Origin of the sequence: Streptomyces botrytidirepellens (assembly GCF_003721215.1) — a bacterium.
Classification (GTDB): domain Bacteria; phylum Actinomycetota; class Actinomycetes; order Streptomycetales; family Streptomycetaceae; genus Streptomyces; species Streptomyces himastatinicus.
In genome coordinates this window covers 1-20,505 of record NZ_RIBZ01000297.1, presented here as the reverse complement: position 1 = coordinate 20,505, position 20,505 = coordinate 1, and the positions used below count along the sequence as shown (strand labels likewise).

Below are 20,505 nucleotides of genomic sequence, written 5' to 3'. Positions count from 1 at the left end.
CAGACATGGCCGGGATTGAGCCGTACGAGAGCGCGCTGGACGCGATACCGGGGTCGCACCCCTACCCCCGCACCAGTCGGTACCACGACGCCGAAATCGGGGTGCACACCCAGCCCGACGGGACCCAGGTGCGGTATGCCAAGCGGAGGCTGCTGCCGCCGCTGGCGGAGGCCGCCGAGGAGACCGTGCCGCACACGGTCAGCAGCGGGGAGCGGCCCGATCAGCTGGGGCAGCGGTATGTGGGGGACCCGGGGCAGTGGTGGCAGATCGCCGACGCCAATCCCACCCTCGATCCCCGGGAGTTGACGGCTGAGCCCGGGCGGGAGATCGAGATTCCGTTGCCGGGCGGGTTCCCGGGGGGTGGCCGTGGCTGATGAGCCCGTGGGGCAGGGGCCCATCCATCTGGAGATGCGGATGGGGCCCAAGCTGGCCCGGCCGGTGCCGCCCGAGGTGACGGAGGCGGTGCTGTCCGTGCAGATCACGATGACGGCGGGGGAACGGAGCGGATTTCAGATCGCGTTCGATCTGACGAAGAGGGGGATGATTATCCAGCGGTTGCTGCCCGAGGGGTTCTTCGACCCCCGCACCCGGGTGATCGTTTCGGCAGCGGTCAAGGGGACGCCGACCGTGCTGCTGGACGGGCTGATCGTGCGGCAGGAGGTCGGGGCGAGCAACCAGCCGGGGCAGACCACGCTCACCGTGACCGGCGAGGATCTGACGCTGCTGATGGACCTCGAGGAGCGGACCGACCGCTACCCCAACCTGGTCCCCTCGCAGCGCGTCGAGCGGATTCTCGCCAAGTACGCGGACTACGGGATCGATACGGAGATCATCCGCGAGCAGATCCAGCAGCCGCCCAACGCCCGGCAGCGCGTGGACTACCAGACGGGGACCGATCTCCAGTACGTGAACGAGCTGGCGAAGGCCAACGGGTACACGTTCTATCTCACCCCCGGTCCCGTGCCCGGGCGCTCCACCGCCTTCTGGGGCCCCGAGCGGCGGATCGGTCAGCGGCAGCACGCCCTGAACGTCAACATGGACGTCAACTCCACCGTCGACCAGCTGACCTTCGCCTACGACGGGACCGCCCGCGAGGAGCCGCAGGCGCGCGTGCAGGATCCGAGGACGCGGGACAGCACGCTGCTCCCGCAGCCCGACATCAGCCCGCTCCGGCCGCCGCTCGGCCGCCGGGCGACGCCCGCGCTGAAGCGCAAGACGCTGACCGGCACGGCGAAGAAGGACCCGGGGCAGGCCGGCGCCGAGGCGCTCGCCCGGGCCGCGACGTCCGCCGACGCGATCTCGGGCTCCGGATCGCTCGACGTGAACCGGCACGGGTACATCCTCCAGCCGCGTCAGCTGGTGGGGGTGCGGGGCGCCGGGGTGACGTACGACGGCGACTACTACGTCAAGTCCGTCACCCACAACCTCCGGCCCGGCTCGTACCAGCAGAACTTCACGCTCTCCCGCGAGGGGATGGTGGCCCGGAGCTCCACCGTCCGCCCCTGATACGTAAGAAGGACCAGGAGCACCGATCCATGGCAGCTGCACCGAACAACCGATTCCTCGGCAAGTACCGGGGACGGGTCCGTGACAACCGGGATCCACTCGGGATCGGCCGGATCACCGCCGACGTGCCGGACGTGCTCGGCGACGAGCCGTCCACGTGGGCCATGCCCTGCTTCCCCTTCACCGGGGAGCAGCAGCGGCCCGCCGGGCAGTACGTCGTGCCGTCCGTCGGGGCGGGCGTATGGGTGGAGTTCGAGCAGGGGGACCCGAGCTTCCCCATCTGGACGGGCTGCTGGTTCGGGGCGAACGACCAGCTGCCGGAGGACGCGCGGTCGGATCCGGCGACCGCGCACCCGGTCGTGATCCAGACGCCGGGCAAGCACAAGATCGTGATGTCCGACGTGCCGTCCAACGGGATTCTGCTGGAGGCGCCCGGCGGCGCCTACGTGAAGATCGACGCGGCCGGTGTGCACATCAACAACGGCCAGGGCGCGTCTATTTCGCTGGTCGGAGACCAAGTCGACATCAACGAGGGCCGGTTGACCGTGCCCAAGAAGCGATAGAGAAGCGATAAGCGCAGCGTGCGTGAAAGGGGGAGGGGCCGCAGTGCAGTCCGGGAATCTCGTCAACCACACCGCCACCATGAGCTGCCCGCACGGCGGACGCGTACGGCCGATGTCCGTTCCGTCGTCCGGGGTGCTGCTCGACGGGCAGCCCGTGCCGACCACCGCCGATGTCTTCGGCGTCCTCGGCTGCCCGCACACCGTGGACGGGCTGCCGATGCCGTGCACGACCGTCCGGTGGACCCCGGACCGGGACGGCGTGCTGGTGGACGGGCGGCCCGTGCTGCTCGACAGCACGTCGGCCCAGTGCTTTTCCGCAGCGATGGTGCCCCAGGGACCGCCGGTCGTGGCCGCCGCGCGACAGGGACGACAAGGAGTGATGTGCGGATGAGGGCACAGAGGGTGCGTACGGACCTCGCCTTTCCGTTCGCGATTGACCGGCGCGGGCGCACCGCGCACGCGGACTACGACGACCACATACGGGACCTGATCGAGCAGTTGCTGTTCACCAGCCCGGGCGAGCGCGTGATGCGGCCGGACTTCGGGTGCGGGCTGCTGGACCTGGTGTTCACGCCCAACAGCCCGGAGCTCGCCTCCGCGCTCGAACTCTCCGTCCAGGCGGCGCTCCAGCGCTGGCTGGGGGAGCTGATCGAGGTGGAGGACCTGGACGTGGTCAGCGAGGAGAACGTGGTGCGGGTTCATCTGCGGTACGTGGTGCGCTCCACCGCGAGCCGTCGCGATGAGGTGTTCGAGGGGAGGGGTGCCCTGTGACCGCCCGGACGACCCCCCAGCCGGACCGGACGGAAACGCGGCGGCACCGCGTCCGCTCCGCGGGCCTGAACGGCATCGACGCCGTCGAGGTCAGCGACGACGGCCTCACCCTCACCGTCTCCTTCCTCGGCAAGGCCCCGCACGGCCTCTGCCCCGAGAACGTGCGCGTCGACGGCGGGCGCCGCGTCACCGGCATCGGCGTCGTGGACATCTCCGTCGAGCGCGAGGACGACCCCGAGCTGGACGACAAGCTGTACGTGACCGTCGACCGGGCCGGGGACACGTCCCCGTACCGGCTCGCCGTCGTGGACACCGACCCCTACGGGCGGCCCGGCACCGAGCCCTTCCCCGGGTTCGACCAGCGGTACTACGACGCCGAGTTCCGGTTCCTGCCCGACTGCCCCACGCCCTTCGACTGCGCGGACGAGGACCAGGGCCCACCGGCCACGTTCGCCCCCGCGCCGGTCATCGACTACACCGCCCGCGACTACGACACCCTCCGCGAAGTCGTCCTCGACCGGCTGCGCCTGACCACCCCCGACTGGACCGAGCGCAACGCCGCCGACCTCGGCACCACGCTGGTCGAGCTGCTGGCCGCCACCGCCGACCAGATCAGCTACCACCAGGACGCGGTCGCCACCGAGGCGTACCTCGACACCGCCCGCCGCCGCGTGTCCGTACGCCGCCACGTCCGGCTCATCGACTACCCGATGCACGACGGGTGCAGCGCCCGCGCGTTCGTCGCCGTCGACACCGTGGAGCGGCTGACGCTGCGGCCCGGCACGTACCGGTTCGCCGCCGTCGACGTGCGTACGCTCGCGCCCCGCGACCGGCCCGAGATCGGCACCGTCATCGAGGACCGCGACATCGCCCTGCTGGACGAGCGCGGCTCGGTGGAGGTCTTCGAGCCGGTGTCGGACCGGCCGCTGCGGCTGCGGCCCGAGCACAACACCATCCGCCTGTGGACCTGGGGCGAGGAAGTCTGCGCCCTGCCCAAGGGCGCCACCTCCGCGACGCTGCGCGACGCGTGGGCCGACGAGGCCTGCGAGGAACGGACGCTGGGCCTGCGCCCCGGCGATCTGCTGCTCTTCGAGGAGGCGCGCGGCCCCCGCTCCGGCACCCCCGGCGACGCCGACCCGGCCCACCGGCACGCCGTACGCCTCACCTCGGTCACCCCCGCCACCGACCGGCTGGTCGACCAGCCGGTACTGGAGGTCACGTGGGCCGAGGCGGACGCGCTGCCCTTCCCTCTCTGCCTGTCCACCCGCGCGGGGACGGACTGCGCGCTCGTCGAGGACGTGACCGTGGCGCGCGGCAACGTGGCGCTCGTCGACCACGGCCGCTCGCTGACCTGGGGCTGCGAGCCGGGCACACCCGAGACGGTCACCGTGCCGCCCGTACCCGCCGTCGTCGGCTCCTGTCAGCCGCCCGCCTTCGGCTGCTTCGACAAGGACGGCGGCAACGAGCCCGCCCAGCTCATCGACGCGCTCCTCGACCGGACCCGGCACGGTCGGCAGCTCACCGCCCACGAGGTGCGCGAGCTGACCGCCGTCGTGGGGGAGGAGGCGGCCGAACGCGCCGGGATCGGTCTCGAACGCGCCGGACAGCGGCAGGAGCGGGTCGTGCCCGGCACCGCGTACGCCCAGGCCGAGGCGCTCAGGACGCTGCTCGCGCAGGTGGTCTACCCCGGCATCGCGCCCCGCTTCCGGCCCGTGCTACACCGCTCCCCGGTCGCCCGGACCGTGCCGTTCCCCGATCCGTCCCACATCGCGGCGGGGCAGGCCGAGCGGCTGGCCGGGATTCCGGAGCGCGTCGAGCAGCGGCTGCTGGAGCTGTGGCGCGGCGCCCGCGACCACGACGGGCTCTCGGACGACGAGACCGCCGAGCTGGCCGTGCTGTTCGGGCTGCGGCTGCTGGAGCGGCTGGAGCTGGCCCGCCACCCCGTACGCGCCCTCCGTGAACTGCTGCACCGCTCCGACCGGCTGCTCGCGGCGAAGCTGCGGCGCCTCGCCGTGCTGACCGGGCGGGCCCGGGCCGGCGCGGTCCTCGACGGGCACATCGCCTGGGAGATCAGCCACAGCTGGGGGCGCGCCTACGCGCACGGGCTGCACCCGGACGATCCGGTGCTGCACGGCCCCGCCGCCGCGCTCCCGCCCGACCCCCGGGCCGCGCTGCCCGCCGTACGCGTCGAGGACGGGGACGCGGTGTGGACCCCGCGGCGCGATCTGCTCGAATCCGCCTCCCGCGACCGGCACTTCGTCGGCGAGCTGGAGGACGACGGGCGGATCGCGCTGCGCTTCGGCGACGGTCGCCACGGCGCGGCGCCGACCCCCGGGTCCCGGCTGCACCTCCACTACCGGCTCGGCGGCGGCACGGCGGGCAACGTCGGCGCGGAGGCCATCAACCACCTCGTACTCTCTCGCGACCCGGAGGAGTCGGACGCCGGAGAGCCGCTGCCCGTGGCGGGCGTACGCAACCCGCTGCCCGCCGTCGGCGGCATCGAGCCCGAGCCCGTCGAGCAGGTGCGCCAGCTCGCCCCGCTGGACCTGAAGCGGACCAGGCTCCGTGCCGTCACCGCCGAGGACTACGCGGCGCTCGCCGCCGAACTCCCCGGCGTGCAGCGGGCGGCGGCCGAGATCCGCTGGACCGGCAGCGTGCAGGAAGCGCACGTCGCGATCGACGCGTACGGGACCGGAACACCCCGGCGGGCCCTGCTCGACTCCGTCGCGCACGCCCTGGAGCGGTACCGCCGGATCGGGCACGACCTGGTCGTGGGGCCCGCCCGGCCCGTACCGCTGGACGTCGCCCTCGAGGTGTGCGCCGCGCCCGGCCACCAGCACGGGCAGATCCTCGCCGAGCTGCACCGGGTGCTCGGCAGCCGCCCGCTGCCGGGAGGCCGCCTCGGCTTCTTCCACCCCGACGCCCTCACCTTCGGCGAACCGGTCCGGCTCAGCCGTCTGGTGGCCGTCGCGGCGGCCGTGCCCGGGGTGGAGAGCGTCGAGGTGACCCGGCTGCGGCGGATGTTCCACGAGGACGATGGAGAACTGGAGGCTGGCGTGCTGCGGCTCGGCCCGCTGGAGATCGCGCAATGCGACAACGACCCCGACCGGCCGGAGAACGGCCGCATCGGTATCACGCTCAACGACGGAGGTGCGCGATGAGCGGCGGCTGCACCTGCGGCTGCGGCGGCCACGACGAGAGCCGCGCCCCCGACGCCCTCTACAACCCGCCCGGCCGCACCGCCCTGGACTACCGGGTCGGGGAGTACGGCTCGTTCCTCGCCGCCATGCTGGACCGGCTGGCCTCGCCCGCCTACCCGGCGCTGCGCGGTCTGACCGTCCGCACCCCGGACGACCCGGCCGTCGGGCTGCTGGACGCCTGGGCCGTCCTCGGCGACCTGCTCACCTTCCACTCCGAGCGGATCGCCGACGAGGGGTACGTACGGACCGCCAACGAGCACCGCTCGCTCGCGCTCCTCGGCCGGCTCGTCGGGCACATACCGCGGCCGGGCGTCGCCGCCGACACCCACCTCGCGTACACCGTGGACCGCGACCCGCGCGCCGAGGACATCCTCGTCACCATTCCGCGCGGCGCCATCAGCCACAGCGTGCCCGCCGCCTCCGACGAGGAGTCGCGCACCTTCGAGACGGACGAGGACCTGGTCGCGAGCTGGGCGTGGAACGAGCTGGCGGTACGGCGCCGCCGGCCCGCCCTGCTCACCCCCGATGACCTGAAGCACCGTTCCGACCTGCTCGTCGCCGGGACGTCCACTTCCCTGGCCACCGGCGACCAGCTGCTCTTCGTCTTCGGCGGCACCCCCGAGTCGGGGAGCGCGCAGCGGCTGCTGCTGCCCGCCTCGCGGATCCGGATCGACCGGGACGACGACGTGACCGCCATCGGGCTGCCGCAGTCCCCGCCCGCCTCCTTCGCTGAGCTGGTGGCCGAACTGCGGCAGTGGATCACCGAACCGGAGGACCCGGGCGACCCGGACGCGGGCGACCCCGAACCCGCCCCCGACCACCCGAACCCCCGCCCCGTGAGCAAGATCATCGAGGAGTTCGACACCCAGGTCCTCAGCCCCCTCCGCTCCGACCTCGACGAGCTCACCTACCCCGCGCAGCTCGCCCGCCGCCTCGCGGGCCCGCACGCCCGGCTGGCGGAGGCGCAGGCGCTCGCCGCCGCGTACGAGGAGGTCGCCGCCTGGTTCGAGCGGCTGGAGGCGGTCGTCGGTGACGTCATCGAGCGGGCCGAGGAGCTGGACGTCGCCCAGCCCGCGCAGAAGAGCCCGCGGTCACAGCTCGCCCACGACCGCCCGGAGGAGACGCAGGAAACCGAGGGCCCGGCCGCGATCCGCGCGCTCGGCGCCGTACTCCCCGCCCTGCGCACCCGCGTCGTACGCCCCCCGGCCGGGGCCCGGGCCGGGGGGCATCTGTTCGCGCCCGGCTCCGACCTCGCCCCGCAGCTCCTCGCCGCCCTCGACCCGCGCCTCGCGACCGGCATGTACACCGCCTGGCGGCGGGCCGCCCCGCCCGGGCAGGCCACGTCCCACCGGGGTCAGGGCCTGCTGCGCGAGCTGCTGGCGATGCGCGTCACCGCCGCGCCCTTCGGCACGACGGCGCCGCTGAAGGCCGTGCAGGACGAGCGCGGCCGCGTCATCCGGCAGGTCGACTGGCCGCTCACCGGTGGCGCGCTGACCAGCATGCGCGTCGTGTACGACACGGCGGGCAAGGTGCCGGTGAAGGCGGAGTTCCAGCACACCGAGACCGGCAGTTCGGTGCAGCGCGGCGAGAACCTGCCGCAGAACGAGACCTTCGACCTCGGGCCCGGCCGCATCGAACTGTCCACCCGCACCGGCCAGGACCACGACCTGAGCTGGCTGAGCCGCCGCCCGGTCGACTCGCAGGAGCCCGGTGTCACCGCCAGGCTGCTGCCCGGCCTGCCCGCCTGCACCCTGTTCGTGTCCCGGCCCGCCGAGGACGAGCGGGTCCACATCGCGGTGGACATGGAGAACGGCGAGTCGCCGCAGTGGCGGCTGGCGCGCGGGGAGCACAAGCAGGTCGCCTTCGGCCCGTACGAGCTGACCATCCGGTACAGCGGGGGCAGCGAGCCGCCCGCGGTCGAGATCGGCATCGCGACCGTCCCCGAGCCCGCCAACCGCTCCGTCCTCGCGCTCGACTCCGTCCAGAACGGCATCACGGTCGGCAGCTGGGTCGCCATCGAGCGCCCCCGCAAGGGCGCGGAGGGCCCGGACGGCATCCCCGGTGACAAGAAGCTGGCCTTCGTCACCACCCGGGTCACCGCCGTCCGCACCGCCGCGTACACCAACTACGGCATCACCGGCCGCGGCACCGAACTCACCCTCGCCGACCCCTGGCTGGACGAACACGACGTCGTCCTCTCCGCGATCCGCGACACCACCGTGCACGCGGGCGGGGAACCCCTCCGCCTCGCCGACGAGCCGCTCGGCGAGGACGTCCACGGCAACGAGCTGGAACTCGCCGAGCTGTACGAGGGGCTGCGCCCCGGCCGCCGTATCGTCGTCTCCGGCGAGCGCACCGACCTCCCGGGTTCCGCCGCCATCCGCGGCACCGAACTCGCGGTCATCGCGGCCGTCGAGCAGCGCGTCGACCCCGAACTGCCCGGCGACCACGTGCACACGGTCCTCACCCTCACCGCCGACCTCGGCTACCGCTACCGCCGGGACACGGTCCGGGTGCAGGGCAACGTGGTGCCCGCCACGCACGGCGAGAGCCGCGACGAGCCCATCGGCAGCGGTGACGCCACGCGCGCCAACCAGACCTTCGCGCTCTGGCAGTCCCCGCTGACCTGGCTGCCCGCCGACAACCCGCTGGGCGCGACCCCCGCGCTCGAGGTCCGGGTCGACGGGCTGCTGTGGCACAAGGCCGACAGCCTCGCCGGGCGCGGCCCGCGCGAGCGCGTCTACGTCACCGGGACCGCCGCGGACGGCCGTACGACGGTGACCTTCGGCGACGGCGTGCACGGGGCCCGGCTCCCCACCGGACACGAGAACGTCCGCGCCCGCTACCGCTTCGGCACCGGCGGCGCCGGAAACGTGTCCGCGAACCGCATCACCCAGCCCCTCACCCGCCCCCTCGGCGTCACCGCCGTCACCAACCCGCAGCCCGCCACCGGCGGGGCCGTGGGCGACGGCCCGGGCCTCACCCGCCGCAACATCCCGCTCGCGGTGTCCGCGCTCGACCGCCTGGTCTCCGTCCAGGACTACGAGGACTTCGCCCGCTCGCGGGCGGGCATCGGCCGCGCCCACGCCGCCGAACTCCACGACGGACGGCGCAAGGTGCTGCACGTGACGGTCGCCGGAGTGGACGACGTGCCGATCGCCGACGACGCCGAGGTGCTGCGCGCCCTGCGCGCCTCCCTCGCCGCGTACGGCGACGCCCGGCTCCCGGTCCGGGTGGACGTCCGCGAACTCGTCCTCCTGCTGCTGGTCGCGCGGGTGAAGGTGGCGCCGGACCACGCGTGGGAGTTCGTCGAGCCGCGGGTGCGCGCGGCGCTGCTGGCGAAGCTCGGCTACGCGGGCCGCGAACTCGGCAGGCCCGCCCGGCTCTCCGAGGTCCTGGCCACCGCCCAGTCCGTGGCCGGCGTGGACTACGTCGATGTCGACACCTTCACCGGAGTCCCGGCCTCCAGCACCCCGCAGGAGCTGAGCCGGCTCGCCACCGAGCTGGACCGGCCGCGCGCCACCGTCCCCGCACGGAGCGCCGCGTACGCCGAGGACACGTACCGCGTCACCGCGGCCGACGGCGAGACGCTCACCGACATCGCGGCCCGCAGCGGCATCACCCTCGCCGAACTGCTGCGCCTCAACCCCGACATCACCGACACCGCCCGCCTGCCCAAGGGCCGCTCGGTGTTCGTCTTCCGCGGCATCAGGCCCGCACAGCTCGCGCTGTTCACGCCCGACGTCCCGGACACGCTGATACTGACGGAGGTCACATCATGAGCAGGGAGCCGGACGGGCTCGCCGAGCTGCTCCCGCAATGGCACCGGCTCCGGGACGCCGAGGCGGGCGAGCCCTTGCGCGCGCTGCTCGCGGTCATCGCCGAGCAGGTCGACCTCGTACGCGACGGGGTGGAGCAGCAATACGAGGACTGGTTCGTGGAGACCGCCGCCGACTGGGTGCTGCCCTACCTCGGCGACCTGGTGGGCTACCGCCCGCTGCCCGGCTACGAGCGCGTGCTCGCCACCGGCCTGCGGGACGGCGGACGCCCCGACGCGTCCCGGCGGCGGCTCGCCGAGGCCCTCGCGCCGCGCCGGGACGTCGCCGCCACGGTCGGCTACCGGCGGCGCAAGGGCACGCTCGCGCTGCTGGAGGAGTTCTCGGAGTCGGTCGCCGGATGGCCCGCACGGGCCGTGGAACTCTCCCGGCTCGTCTCCCACCAGCAGCCGGTCAAGCTCCTCAAGGGGGACGGCGACACCGGCGGCGCCGACGAGCGCAGGCTCGCCCGCGGCCGCCTCGCCGACCTGCGGGACGGCTCGGCGCTGGACCTCGCGGGCGGCCCCTTCTCCACGGTGGCCCGCTCGGCGGACGTACGGCGCGCCGACTCCCGGCGCAGGCAGGGGGGTTACACCCCGGCCGGGGTCGGGCTGTTCGTGTGGCGGCTGAAGCCGTACTCCGTGACGCGGGCGCCCGCGTACTGCATCGACCGGGCCCGCAGCCTGTTCACCTTCTCCATCCTCGGCAACGACACCCCGCTGGTGACCCGGCCCGAGCCGGAGCCGTCGGCCTCGCACATCGCCGCCCTCGACAACGTCCCGGCGTACATCCGCCGCAGGCAGCTCGCGGACCGGCTCGCCGACTATTACGGCCCCGGCAAGTCCTTCGCCATCTGGCGCGACGGGGACGAGGAGCCCGTACCGCCGTCGGACCTCGTCGTGGCCGACCTGAGCGACTGGCGCTACCGCCCGAAGCGCGGCCAGGTGGCGGTCGACCCGGTGCTCGGCCGGATCGCCTTCGGGTCGCGCTCCGCGCCGCGGCAGGGCGTGTGGGTGACGTACCACTACGCCTCCGCCGACGACACGGGCGGCGGCGAATACCCGCGCGACGACCAGGAGACTCCGCCGGACGCGGAGATCTACCGGGTCGGTCCCGGCTGCACCTACCAGCGCATCATGGACGCCTACGGGCAGTGGAAGAACGACCGCCGGGCCGGGCGGTGCGGCCCCGACGGCATCATCGAGATCACCCACAGCGGGGCCTACCAGGAGCAGCTGGACTTCGACCTCGACCCCGGCGACCGGCTCCAGGTGCGCGCCGCCGAGGGCACGCGGCCCGTGATCCGGCTGCTCGACTGGTACAGCAACCGGCCCGACGCGCTCAACATCCGCGTGCCGGAGGAGTGCGACGGGTCCGGTGACGCGCCGCGCATCGTGCTGGACGGGCTGCTCATCGCCGGGCGCGGGCTCAACGTCACCGGGCCCGTGGGCACGGTGGTCCTGCGCCACTGCACCCTCGTGCCCGGCTGGTCCCTGGAGCCGGAGTGCGACCCGCGCTCCCCGGACGAACCGAGTCTGGTCCTGGAGCGCACCACCGCGTGCGTGCAGATCGAGCGCTCCATCCTCGGCACCATCGAGGTCATGGGCGACGAGGTGAACACCGACCCGCTCGCCCTCCACATCCGCGACTCCCTCCTCGACGCCACCGGCCACGACCGCCCCGCGCTGTCCGCCCCGGACTGCCGCCACGCGCACGCCGTGCTGTACGCCCACCGCACCACCGTCATCGGCGAAGTCCACGCGCACGCCGTGCAGATGGGCGAGAACAGCATCTTCACCGGACGGATGCACGTGGCCCGGCGCGGCATCGGCTGCCTGCGCTTCTCGTACGTCCCGCCCGGCTCGCGCACCCCGCGCCGCCACCGCTGCCAGCCCGATCTGGTGGGCCCGGGCGAGGCGTGGCGGGTCCGGCCGCACTTCGGCGGCGAGCGCTACGGGACACCGGTGTACGGGCAGTTGGCGGCCGGATGCGCCGACGAGATCCGCAGGGGTGCGGAGGACGGGGCCGAGATGGGCGCCTTCCACGACCTCTACCAGCCGCAGCGCGAGGACAGCCTGCGAGCCCGCCTCGCCGAGTACGCACCGGCCGGAACCGACGCGGGAGTCGTCTACGTGACCTGACGCCGAGTGCCCGCAGCGCCTTCTCCGCACGCCTTCACGAACCTGATCGAGGGGGAACCCTTCCGATGCACGCAGACCTCTCCCGCATCACCTTCCGGCCCGACCGGCACTACTCGGCGGTCGTCGCCCAGCAGGGCCGCGTCCAGCTCGACGCGGACGCCAACGAGCAGACCGCGATCCAGCTCCAGCAGGCCCGTACGCTCGCCACCGACCTGATCGGGCAGCACGGCGGCCCGGCCGGGAACACCGGCTTCAAGCTCGACTTCAAGGGCGGCAGCCGCGAGCTGGACGACCTCACCATCGGCGGCGGCCGCTACTACGTCGACGGCATCCTGGTCGACGCGGACCGCCCGCAGCCCGAGGAGGCGGTGGACGACGAGGCGGAGGCGTCCGGCTCCGAGGACGCCGCCGACGCTTCCGGCGCGGACGACGAGCCGGCCGCGCCGCCCGCCACCTGGACGTACTGGGACCAGCCGGACGCCTACCGCGACCCGGAGCGTCCCGCCGACCGGCTGCCCACCCAGTTCCCGTACCTGGCCTACCTGAAGGTGTGGGAGCGCACGGTCACCGCCGCCGAGGACCCGGCGCTGCGCGAGGTGGCCCTCGGCGCGGCGATGCCGGACACCGCCGCCCGGCTCAAGGTGGTCTGGCAGGTGCTGCCGCTGGCGGGCTCGGAGTTGGAGGTCGAGGAGGGGCCCGGGGACCAGCGGGAACACATCCGCAAGGCGTTCGCCAAGTGGGCGAAGACCGCCGGGGCGCCCGCGTCCCGGCTCGCCGCCCGCAGCGAGCGGCCGGAGCACGCGGACGAGGACCCGTGCCTGGTCAGGCCGGACGCCCGCTACCGGGGGCCGGAGAACCAGCTCTACCGGGTGGAGATCCACGACGGTGGCCCCGCCAAGGACGCGACCTTCAAGTGGTCGCGGGAGAACGGCTCCGTGGTCTTCCCCGTCGACGAACTCGACGGCACCTGGGTGGAGCTGGCGTCGCTGGGCGGCGACGACAAGCTCGACCTGAACGTGGGCGACTGGGTCGAGTGCGTGGACACCGCCACCACCAGCCGGGGCGAGCCGCTGCCGCTGCTGCGCGTGGAGGAGGTCGACCTGCCGGGGCGCCGGGTCCGGCTCTCCGCCGAGCCCGAGCAGGGCGTCGGGCGGCGCCCGGAGCTCCACCCGTACCTGCGCCGCTGGGACCAGCGGGACGGGGCGCGGCGTCCCCGGAAGGGCGCGGCGGCCGGGCTGAAGCACGGCGCCGTGCGGGTCGAGGAGGGCCGCTGGCTGCCCCTGGAGGACGGCGTGGAGGTGTACTTCGCGCCCGGCGGCACCTACCGGTCCGGCGACCACTGGCTGGTTCCGGCGCGTACGGCCACCGGTGCCGTGGAGTGGCCGGTGAACGCGGCCCGCAAGCCGCTGCTGCGGGCGCCCGACGGGATCCGGGTGCACTACGCGCCGCTGGGGTGGGTGTACGGCGAGAGCGAGGTCTCCGACCTGCGGATGACGTTCGGGCCGCAGGCCGCCCCGGTCCCGGCGGCGGACGCGGAGGCGTTGGCGGCGGAGGCGGAGGCGTCGGCGCAGACCGAGGCCGCGGAGGCCGCGGAGGCGCGGGCCGCGGCGGCGGAGGCCGGGGACGCGGACACCGGGGACGGAAACTGAGGGACGCCCTCATGGCGTCCGTATATGACGAGGTACCAGAGGGACCGAAGGAGTACAGCACATGGCAACGCCCCTGAGCGCCGACAGACTTCTGAAGGCCCTGCGTGACGAGGGCCTGACCGTCCACGAGGTCCGCAACTGGCGCTCGCACAACCGCAATTCCAAGGGCGCGTGGGGCCCGGTGAACGGCGTCATGATCCACCACACCGCCAGCTCGGGCACCGACAGTTCCGTCGCGCTCTGCTACGACGGCCACGCGGACCTCCCCGGGCCGCTGTGTCACGGCGTCATCGACAAGAAGGGCGAGATCCACCTCGTCGGCAACGGCCGCGCCAACCACGCGGGCCTCGGCGACAACGACGTCCTGAACGCGGTGATCAACGAGACCAGGCTGCCGAGTNGTCCTGAACGCGGTGATCAACGAGACCAGGCTGCCGAGTGACAACGAGGCCGACAAGGACGGCAACGCCCGCTTCTACGGCTTCGAATGCGTCAACCTCGGCGACGGCGAGGACCCGTGGCCGGAGGAGCAGAAGCTCGCCATCGAGAAGGTGTCCGCCGCCCTCTGCCGCGCCCACGGCTGGAGCGAGAAGTCCGTCATCGGCCACCTGGAGTGGCAGCCGGGGAAGAGCGACCCCCGCGGCTTCACGATGAACGGCATGCGCACGCGCATCGGCAAGCGGCTCGGCGCCAAGCCGGAGGGCCCCGACGAGACGAAGCCGGACGGCCCCGACGAGACGAAGCCGAAGCCCCCGGCGGAGTACGAGCCCTTCCCGGGCGCCGACTTCTTCCGCAACGGCCGGGAGAGCAAGATCATCACGGCCATGGGGAAGCGTCTCGTGGCCGAGGGCTGCGACCACTACGAGGAGGGCCCGGGCCCGGAGTGGACGGGCGCCGACAAGAAGTCGTACGCGGCGTGGCAGCGGAAGCTGGGCTTCTCCGGCGATGACGCCGACGGCATCCCGGGCAAGAAGAGCTGGGACAAGCTGCGCGTACCGCAGGACTAGCCCTCCGGTGGCAAACCGGTGCCCAAGGGCCTCGCGCCACGGCGCGAGGCCCTTCACCCGCTCCCCGGACGGTCAGTCGAGGCAGAACTCGTTGCCCTCGGGGTCGGCCATCACCAGGTGCCCGGTGAACAGCGGGGGAGCGGGCTCATGGCGCTCCAGCCGGGTGGCGCCGCGGGAGACCAGCCGTTCGGCCTCCGCCTCCAGCGCCGCCATCCGCGCGCCCCCTTCGAGCCCGGGGGCGGCCCGTACGTCGAGGTGCACGCGGTTCTTGGCCCGCTTGCCCTCCGGCACCCGCTGGAAGAACAGCCGCGGCCCGGCGCCCTCCGGGTCGACCAGGGCCGAGGCGTCGTTGCGTCTCTCGGGCGGCACGCCCATCGCCTCCAGGGCCTGGTCCCACGAGTCGAAGCCCTCGGGCGCGTCCTGCACCCGGTAGGCCAGGGCCTCCGCCCAGAACGCGGCCAGCGCGGCCGGGTCGGCACAGTCGAAGGTGATCTGAACGTCGCGGGCCATCTCAGCTCGCCTCCTGTCGGGTCCGGTGGGTGTGCAGATGGAGATCGCGCAGCAGACACACCTCGGACAGATGGTGGATCACCTCGCGGTTGATGTGCAGCACGAGCGCCGCCATCGGGTGCTTGGCGTACGGGCCCTCCGCCGTCCCGCAGGGGCGGGCGAGGCCGGATTCGCCGAGGGACTCCACCCCCGCCTGCCAGGTGGCGTACTCCGCGTCGAGCTGGGCCAGCGCCTCGGCCGCGGTCGCGGCGTACGGATACGACTGGTAGTCGGTGGGCGTACGGCCGAAGTGCGAGGCGTTCCGCATCGCCAGGACGCCGACGATCACGTGCCCGAGGCGCCAGGCGATCGTCGAGAACGGCGGCGGGTCGGGCTCCGGCATCGCGAAGTCGATGGTCATCGCGCCGGACCCGGCCTGCACCGGGGCGCTGCCGGTGCCGCGCGGGCGCACGTTCCAGCAGCCGGGCACCGGCTCCCAGAAGTACTCGTCGTCGGTGAGGCCCTCGAGACGGTCGCGCAGCTGGTACGTCCAGTGCCAGCCGATCTGGTCGCGCAGCAGGGTGTTCCACGTCTGGTCGGTCATGAGCGCAGCGTGCCGCAGATAGCGGACAGCTTCCTTCCGCGATCGGTGGAACGATGAGGACATGACCGTAGAGGGGACGACCGAACGGGTGCTGCGGCTGCTGGCGCTGCTCCAGCGCCGGGCGTCGTGGACCGCCGCCGAACTCTCCGCCGAGCTGGGCGTCACCGACCGCTCGGTGCGCCGCGACGTGGAGCGGCTGCGCGCGCTCGGCTACCCCGTCCACGCGGCGCCGGGCGTCGGCGGCGGCTACCAGCTCGGCGCGGGCACCCGGCTGCCGCCGCTGCTCCTCGACGACGAGGAGGCGATCGCGACCGCGGTGTCCCTGCGGCTGGCGTCCGGCGGCACGGTCGCCGGGGCGGGCGAGGCCGCGCTGCGGGCGCTCGCCAAGCTCGACCAGGTGATGCCGCCCCGGCTGCGCGCCGAGGTGCGCGCGGTGCACGGCGCCACCGACACCCTGGTCGGCCCCGGCGTCGAGATCGACGCGGAGCTGCTGGTGACCCTCGCGCGTGCCTGCCGCGACGCGGTACGGGTGCGGTTCCGCTACGCCGCCCGCGGCGGCGACGAGCGCGAGCGCACGGTCGAGCCGGTCCGGATGGTCACCACCGGCCGCCGCTGGTACCTGATGGCCTGGGACACCGACCGCGACGACTGGCGCACCTTCCGCCTGGACCGGATGCGCGAGGTGACGGCCACGACCTGGCGCTTCCGGCCGAGGGAACACCCCGACCCGGTGGCCTATGTGCAGCAGTCGGTGACCGGGGCGCCGTACCGCTACGTCGCCCGGGTCCGGCTGCACGCCCCGCCCGCCCGGGTGCGCGAGCTGGTGCCACCCCAGGTGGGCCGCGTCGAGGACGACCGCGACGGCTGGTGCGTCCTCGTCGCGGGCGGCGACAACCTGGACTGGCTCGCCGTCCACGTGGCCCGCCTGGGCATCGAGGCGGAGATCCTGGACCCCCCGGAGCTACGCGAGGCCGCCGCCCGCCTGGCCCGCCGCATCGCCGCGATGGCCGGGCCCGCCTGACGGCCACCTCCGCGGGTTCGCCCCATGGCCGCGTTGCCCCCGTGTCGGGTGCGTCCGGGTCTGCCCCCTGCTGGGGTGTGTCCGGGCCGTCCTTCTGCCGGGTGCGGCTGGGCCGCCCCCTTGCCGGGGCGCGGCCGGGGCGCCTGCCCGCCCCCCATCGGGCGGCGTGAGGCTGTGCGTCGAGGGCGTGCCCACGGAGGCCCGCCGGATTCTCGTGGTGCGGCTCCCCGGCCGCCCGGCCCCGGGAGCCGCGGGCCGGTGGACCAAAAATGCGCTGCCGCCGCGAGGCGGCTGCGCTATGGTGGGCGCGTCCTGTTGTCTCCGATAGAGGTGGACGTTGCGCATCTGAGGTTCGCGATCATCGCGCGGTACGGCGTTGCCGTACGCGTGGATGCGACCTCGGTGCACGAGCCGTCCCTCACTCCGACAGGCCCCGCACCCCATCCGCCCCTCCCGGCCCGGCCGCCGCGTGGTGCTCGCATACGACGCCCTTGTCCCAGCGCTGACGACTGCGAGAATCACCATGGCCGAAACCACCACGCCCGGCGCCGCCGTGACCTGCTCCAACCTCTCCTTCCAGTGGCCCGACGGCACCCCGCTCTTCGACGGGCTGTCCCTCACGGTCGGCCGGGGCCGCACCGGCCTCGTCGGCACCAACGGCACCGGAAAATCCACCCTGTTGCGGCTGCTGGCCGGTCAACTGCGCCCCACTCACGGGTCGGTGACCATCGGCGGCAGCCTCGCCTATCTGCCGCAGAACATCACCCTCGACACCGCGCTCCGCGTCGACCGGGCGCTGGGCATCGCCGAGCGGCGCGCCGCGCTGCGGGCCATCGAGGCCGGGGACGTTCGTACGGAACACTTCGAGACGGTCGGCGACGACTGGGACGTCGAGGAACGGGCGCTCGCGACCCTCGGCTCGCTCGGCCTCGGCGGCCTCGAACTCGACCGGACCGTGGGCGAGATGTCCGGCGGGGAGACCGTACTGCTGCGGCTGGCCGCGCTGCTGCTGGAGCGCCCCGATGTGCTGCTGCTCGACGAGCCGACCAACAACCTCGACCTGTTCGCGCGGCGCAGGCTCTACGAGGCCGTCGACTCCTGGCGCTCCGGAGTGCTGATCGTCGTCAGCCACGACCGCGACCTGCTGGAGCGGGTCGACCGCATCGCCGAGCTGCGGTCCGGGGAGGTCAGCTGGTACGGGGGCGGCTGGTCCGCGTACCAGGAAGCCCTCTCCGTCCAGCAGGAGGCGGCCGGGAGGGCGCTGCGGGCCGCCGAGGCGGACGTCCGCAAACAGCGGCGCGAACTGGAGGAGAACCAGATCAAACTGGCCCGCCGGGAGCGGCGCGGCAAGAAGATGGAGGCCGAGCGGCGGGTCCCGCGCATCGTCGCCGGCAACCGCAAACGCGCCGCCCAGGAGTCGGCGGCCGGGCTCCGCGGGCTGCACGAGGACCGGTTGCGGGAGGCGCGCGAGCGGCGCGAGGAGGCCGCGGAGGCGGTCCGCGAGGACGCCGAGATCCGGGTGGACCTGCCCCACACCGCCGTCCCCGCGGGCCGCACCGTGCTGAGCCTGAGCGCCCTGCGCCCTTGCTACGGGCGGCTGCGCGGCGGCGACCTCCAGGTGCACGGCCCCGAACGCATCGCGCTGGTCGGCCGCAACGGGGCAGGGAAGACGACGCTCCTGCGCACCCTCGCCGGGGAGCTGGCCCCGCTGTCCGGCGAGGCCAGGGCGTTCGTACCGCTGCGCTTCCTGCCGCAGCGCCTGGACGTGCTGGACGACGAGCTGAGCGTCGCGGCGAACGTGTCCCGCAGGGCGCCCGGCGTCAGCGACAACCACATCCGCTCCCAGCTCGCCCGGTTCCTGTTCAAGGGGGCGCGCGCCGAACAGCCCGCGGGCACCCTCTCCGGCGGCGAGCGCTTCCGGGCCGCCCTCGCGGCCACCATGCTCGCCGCCCCGGCCCCGCAGCTGCTGATGCTGGACGAGCCCACCAACAACCTCGACCTGGCCAGCGTGCGCCAGCTGACCGGCGCGCTCGCGTCGTACCGGGGCGCGCTGCTGATCGCCGGTCACGACCTGCCGTTCCTCGCATCGGTCGGCATCACCCGCTGGCTGCTCGTCGGCGAGGAGCTGCGGGAGACGTCCGCCGAGGAGGTGATCGCGCTGTTGGAAGCAGGGGAGGCGGCGGAGGCAGGGGAGGCGTGACGCTCAGGTGCCCTCGTTGCCGCGCAGCTCCTCCACCGCGGTACGGGCGGCGGCGCCGATGACCGCGTCCGCGCGCGGCAGCCGGCTGTCGGCGCGGGCCGCCTGGGTGAACACCACGGCGGTGTACGCGCTGCCGTCGGCGAGTTCGACCACCCCGGCCTCGTGGCGCATCGACCCGAACGTCCCGGTCTTCCCCGACACCGTCACGTCGTCGTACGGAAACCCGGAGGCGAGCCGGTGCGTCCACGGCTGCCTGCCCATGACCTCGCGCATGAATGCGCAGGCGTCGGCGGAGGCCGCCCGGCCGGTCCAGATGGCCCGCAGCAGCCGGGCCATGTCCGCGGGCGTGGCGGAGGACTTGAGGAGGGGGCCGTAGACGGCGAGGGGAACGGTCGTGTCGTTGTCCGAAAGGCGCCGCATCGCCGCGCCCAGCGACTCGGCCCCGGTCTCCGCCACCAGCTGCGCGAACGTGGTGGCCACACCGCCGTGGATGCGCGTGTCCGGCATGCCGAGGTCCCGGCACACCTCGTCGACGGCCTCGGTGCCGACCCGGCGCAGCAGCACGTCGGCGGCGGTGTTGTCGGACACGCTCATCATGAGGGTGACCAGGTCGCGCAGGGAGACGGTGATGTCGTCGCGCAGGATGGAGATGCCGGTGGGGCCGGGCATCCGGTCCGACGGGCCGAGCGTCATCCGCTCGCACGGATCGAGTGTCCCGGCGTCCACGAGCCGCCAGAACGCGACCATCAGCGGCACCTTGTAGACGGAGCCCACCGGGACCGGCTCGTCGGGGTCGATCGCCACGCACGCCTCGGGGCGGTGCAGATCGGCCACGTGCAGCCAGCCGCGGACACCGGCGTCGGCGAACAGGCCGCGGATCGTGCGCCGCGCCCGGGCCTCCCACCCCTGGGGCCCGCTCATCGCGCCGCCCGCGCCGCTGCCACGTCGAGGGACGCCGCCTGCAACGACAGGGCCTCCACCAGCAACCGCGCCGTCCGCTCGGTCTCCTCGCCGTCCGGCTGCCGGGAGTCCCACACCACCCGCAGCCGCAGGGGCAGCGGCGGATCGACGGCCCGGGTGCGGTCGATGCCGTCGGCGGTCAGCGTGGGGTCGGCCGTGACCAGCGTCGCCTGACCCGCCGCCACCAGGGCGAGCCCGGCGCGTTCGTCGGAGACCGTGACGGTCTCCACGCGCCGCCCGCGGCTGGCGAGGGTGTCGACGAACAGGTCGTACGCCGCCGGAGCCTCCTCCCGCGGGCGTACGGCGACGGGCAGCCGACGGGCGCCACCCGGTGTCCCCGCGGGGTCGTCGGGGTCGTCGGCGGGCGTGAGCAGCCAGGTGGGGAAGAGCACCACCCGCCCGGCCGCCAGCCCGTGCAGCACCGCCGGGTGCTGCACCACGGCGATGTCGAGCCGCCCCGCCGCGGTCTCGGACAGCAGCGTGGCGGTCGGCGCCGTCACCACCGCGAGACGGCCGCGCTCCCCTGCCCGGACCGGCGCGGACGCCACCGCCGCCGCGACCCGCGGGGGCACCTCGGGG

Annotated in this window: 15 protein-coding genes and 1 pseudogene; 12 read left to right on the top strand and 4 right to left on the bottom strand. The window is 74.0% G+C overall.

The features are described from left to right. Nucleotides 1-5: 5 nt before the first annotated feature. The 10 genes and pseudogenes from EEJ42_RS24745 to EEJ42_RS24700 all read left to right on the top strand — a co-directional run bounded on the left by EEJ42_RS24745 (nucleotide 6) and on the right by EEJ42_RS24700 (nucleotide 14,652). Nucleotides 6-374 carry a LysM peptidoglycan-binding domain-containing protein gene (locus tag EEJ42_RS24745; protein WP_123103007.1) on the top strand — a complete coding sequence of 123 codons (369 nt, stop codon included), beginning with the start codon at nucleotides 6-8 and terminating at the stop codon, nucleotides 372-374. Continuing rightward, nucleotides 367-1,506, top strand: coding sequence for a hypothetical protein (locus tag EEJ42_RS24740; protein WP_123103021.1), 1,140 nt, complete (start codon nucleotides 367-369; stop codon nucleotides 1,504-1,506). The genes EEJ42_RS24745 and EEJ42_RS24740 overlap by 8 nt, the downstream gene beginning before the upstream one ends. A 29-nt stretch (nucleotides 1,507-1,535) precedes the next feature. Beyond that, on the top strand, nucleotides 1,536-2,069 hold the full coding sequence (locus EEJ42_RS24735) for a phage baseplate assembly protein V (RefSeq protein WP_123103005.1): 534 nt from the start codon (nucleotides 1,536-1,538) through the stop codon (nucleotides 2,067-2,069). A 43-nt stretch (nucleotides 2,070-2,112) separates the two neighbouring features. Further along, on the top strand, nucleotides 2,113-2,460 hold the full coding sequence (locus tag EEJ42_RS24730; RefSeq protein ID WP_246097336.1) for a DUF4280 domain-containing protein: 348 nt from the start codon (nucleotides 2,113-2,115) through the stop codon (nucleotides 2,458-2,460). Further along, nucleotides 2,457-2,840: a GPW/gp25 family protein gene (locus EEJ42_RS24725; RefSeq protein WP_123103017.1), complete on the top strand. Its 384-nt coding sequence runs from the start codon at nucleotides 2,457-2,459 to the stop codon at nucleotides 2,838-2,840. Before EEJ42_RS24730 ends, EEJ42_RS24725 begins: the two co-directional genes overlap by 4 nt. Then, nucleotides 2,837-6,001 carry a putative baseplate assembly protein gene (locus EEJ42_RS24720; RefSeq protein WP_123103003.1) on the top strand — a complete coding sequence of 1,055 codons (3,165 nt, stop codon included), beginning with the start codon at nucleotides 2,837-2,839 and terminating at the stop codon, nucleotides 5,999-6,001. The genes EEJ42_RS24725 and EEJ42_RS24720 overlap by 4 nt, the downstream gene beginning before the upstream one ends. Further along, entirely contained in the window at nucleotides 5,998-9,822 is a 3,825-nt protein-coding gene (locus EEJ42_RS24715) for a putative baseplate assembly protein (RefSeq protein WP_123103001.1), read from the top strand. The genes EEJ42_RS24720 and EEJ42_RS24715 overlap by 4 nt, the downstream gene beginning before the upstream one ends. Next, on the top strand, nucleotides 9,819-11,996 hold the full coding sequence (locus EEJ42_RS24710) for a hypothetical protein (RefSeq protein ID WP_123102999.1): 2,178 nt from the start codon (nucleotides 9,819-9,821) through the stop codon (nucleotides 11,994-11,996). The genes EEJ42_RS24715 and EEJ42_RS24710 overlap by 4 nt, the downstream gene beginning before the upstream one ends. Before the next feature lie 65 nt (nucleotides 11,997-12,061). Next, complete coding sequence (locus EEJ42_RS24705; RefSeq protein ID WP_123102997.1) at nucleotides 12,062-13,645, top strand: DUF6519 domain-containing protein; 1,584 nt, start codon at nucleotides 12,062-12,064, stop codon at nucleotides 13,643-13,645. Between the two features lie 61 nt (nucleotides 13,646-13,706). After that, a pseudogene (locus EEJ42_RS24700) lies at nucleotides 13,707-14,652 on the top strand (peptidoglycan-binding protein). 72 nt (nucleotides 14,653-14,724) lie between these two features. Here the strand turns inward: EEJ42_RS24700 and EEJ42_RS24695 are convergent. Then, nucleotides 14,725-15,162 carry a VOC family protein gene (locus EEJ42_RS24695; RefSeq protein ID WP_123102995.1) on the bottom strand — a complete coding sequence of 146 codons (438 nt, stop codon included), beginning with the start codon at nucleotides 15,160-15,162 and terminating at the stop codon, nucleotides 14,725-14,727. 1 nt (nucleotide 15,163) lies between these two features. Beyond that, complete coding sequence (locus EEJ42_RS24690) at nucleotides 15,164-15,745, bottom strand: DinB family protein (RefSeq protein ID WP_123102993.1); 582 nt, start codon at nucleotides 15,743-15,745, stop codon at nucleotides 15,164-15,166. 61 nt (nucleotides 15,746-15,806) lie between these two features. On the opposite strand from EEJ42_RS24690, the gene EEJ42_RS24685 reads away from it, so the two are divergent. Together EEJ42_RS24685 and EEJ42_RS24680 are read left to right on the top strand one after the other, a co-directional pair. After that, a complete protein-coding gene (locus EEJ42_RS24685) occupies nucleotides 15,807-16,766 on the top strand; it encodes a helix-turn-helix transcriptional regulator (protein WP_123102991.1) in 960 nt (319 codons plus the stop codon). A 523-nt stretch (nucleotides 16,767-17,289) separates the two neighbouring features. Continuing rightward, nucleotides 17,290-18,966 (top strand): ABC-F family ATP-binding cassette domain-containing protein, encoded by a 1,677-nt coding sequence (locus EEJ42_RS24680; protein ID WP_123102989.1) that lies wholly within the window; start codon nucleotides 17,290-17,292, stop codon nucleotides 18,964-18,966. 3 nt (nucleotides 18,967-18,969) lie between these two features. Here EEJ42_RS24680 and EEJ42_RS24675 read toward each other — a convergent pair whose 3' ends face one another. Beyond that, on the bottom strand, nucleotides 18,970-19,887 hold the full coding sequence (locus EEJ42_RS24675) for a serine hydrolase (protein ID WP_184503257.1): 918 nt from the start codon (nucleotides 19,885-19,887) through the stop codon (nucleotides 18,970-18,972). Then, on the bottom strand, nucleotides 19,884-20,505 hold a 622-nt coding region (locus EEJ42_RS24670), incomplete at its 5' end, for a LysR substrate-binding domain-containing protein (protein WP_123102985.1). The genes EEJ42_RS24670 and EEJ42_RS24675, both read right to left, overlap by 4 nt.

What these genes read in the sequence shown, in the direction of transcription:
- EEJ42_RS24745 (WP_123103007.1), top strand. Translation starts at nt 6, where the DNA reads ATGGCCGGGATTGAGCCGTACGAGAGCGCGCTGGACGCGATACCGGGG.
- EEJ42_RS24735 (WP_123103005.1), top strand. Translation starts at nt 1,536, where the DNA reads ATGGCAGCTGCACCGAACAACCGATTCCTCGGCAAGTACCGGGGACGG.
- EEJ42_RS24725 (WP_123103017.1), top strand. Translation starts at nt 2,457, where the DNA reads ATGAGGGCACAGAGGGTGCGTACGGACCTCGCCTTTCCGTTCGCGATT.
- EEJ42_RS24715 (WP_123103001.1), top strand. Translation starts at nt 5,998, where the DNA reads ATGAGCGGCGGCTGCACCTGCGGCTGCGGCGGCCACGACGAGAGCCGC.
- EEJ42_RS24710 (WP_123102999.1), top strand. Translation starts at nt 9,819, where the DNA reads ATGAGCAGGGAGCCGGACGGGCTCGCCGAGCTGCTCCCGCAATGGCAC.
- EEJ42_RS24705 (WP_123102997.1), top strand. Translation starts at nt 12,062, where the DNA reads ATGCACGCAGACCTCTCCCGCATCACCTTCCGGCCCGACCGGCACTAC.
- EEJ42_RS24695 (WP_123102995.1), bottom strand. Translation starts at nt 15,162, where the DNA reads ATGGCCCGCGACGTTCAGATCACCTTCGACTGTGCCGACCCGGCCGCG.
- EEJ42_RS24690 (WP_123102993.1), bottom strand. Translation starts at nt 15,745, where the DNA reads ATGACCGACCAGACGTGGAACACCCTGCTGCGCGACCAGATCGGCTGG.
- EEJ42_RS24685 (WP_123102991.1), top strand. Translation starts at nt 15,807, where the DNA reads ATGACCGTAGAGGGGACGACCGAACGGGTGCTGCGGCTGCTGGCGCTG.
- EEJ42_RS24680 (WP_123102989.1), top strand. Translation starts at nt 17,290, where the DNA reads ATGGCCGAAACCACCACGCCCGGCGCCGCCGTGACCTGCTCCAACCTC.
- EEJ42_RS24675 (WP_184503257.1), bottom strand. Translation starts at nt 19,887, where the DNA reads ATGAGCGGGCCCCAGGGGTGGGAGGCCCGGGCGCGGCGCACGATCCGC.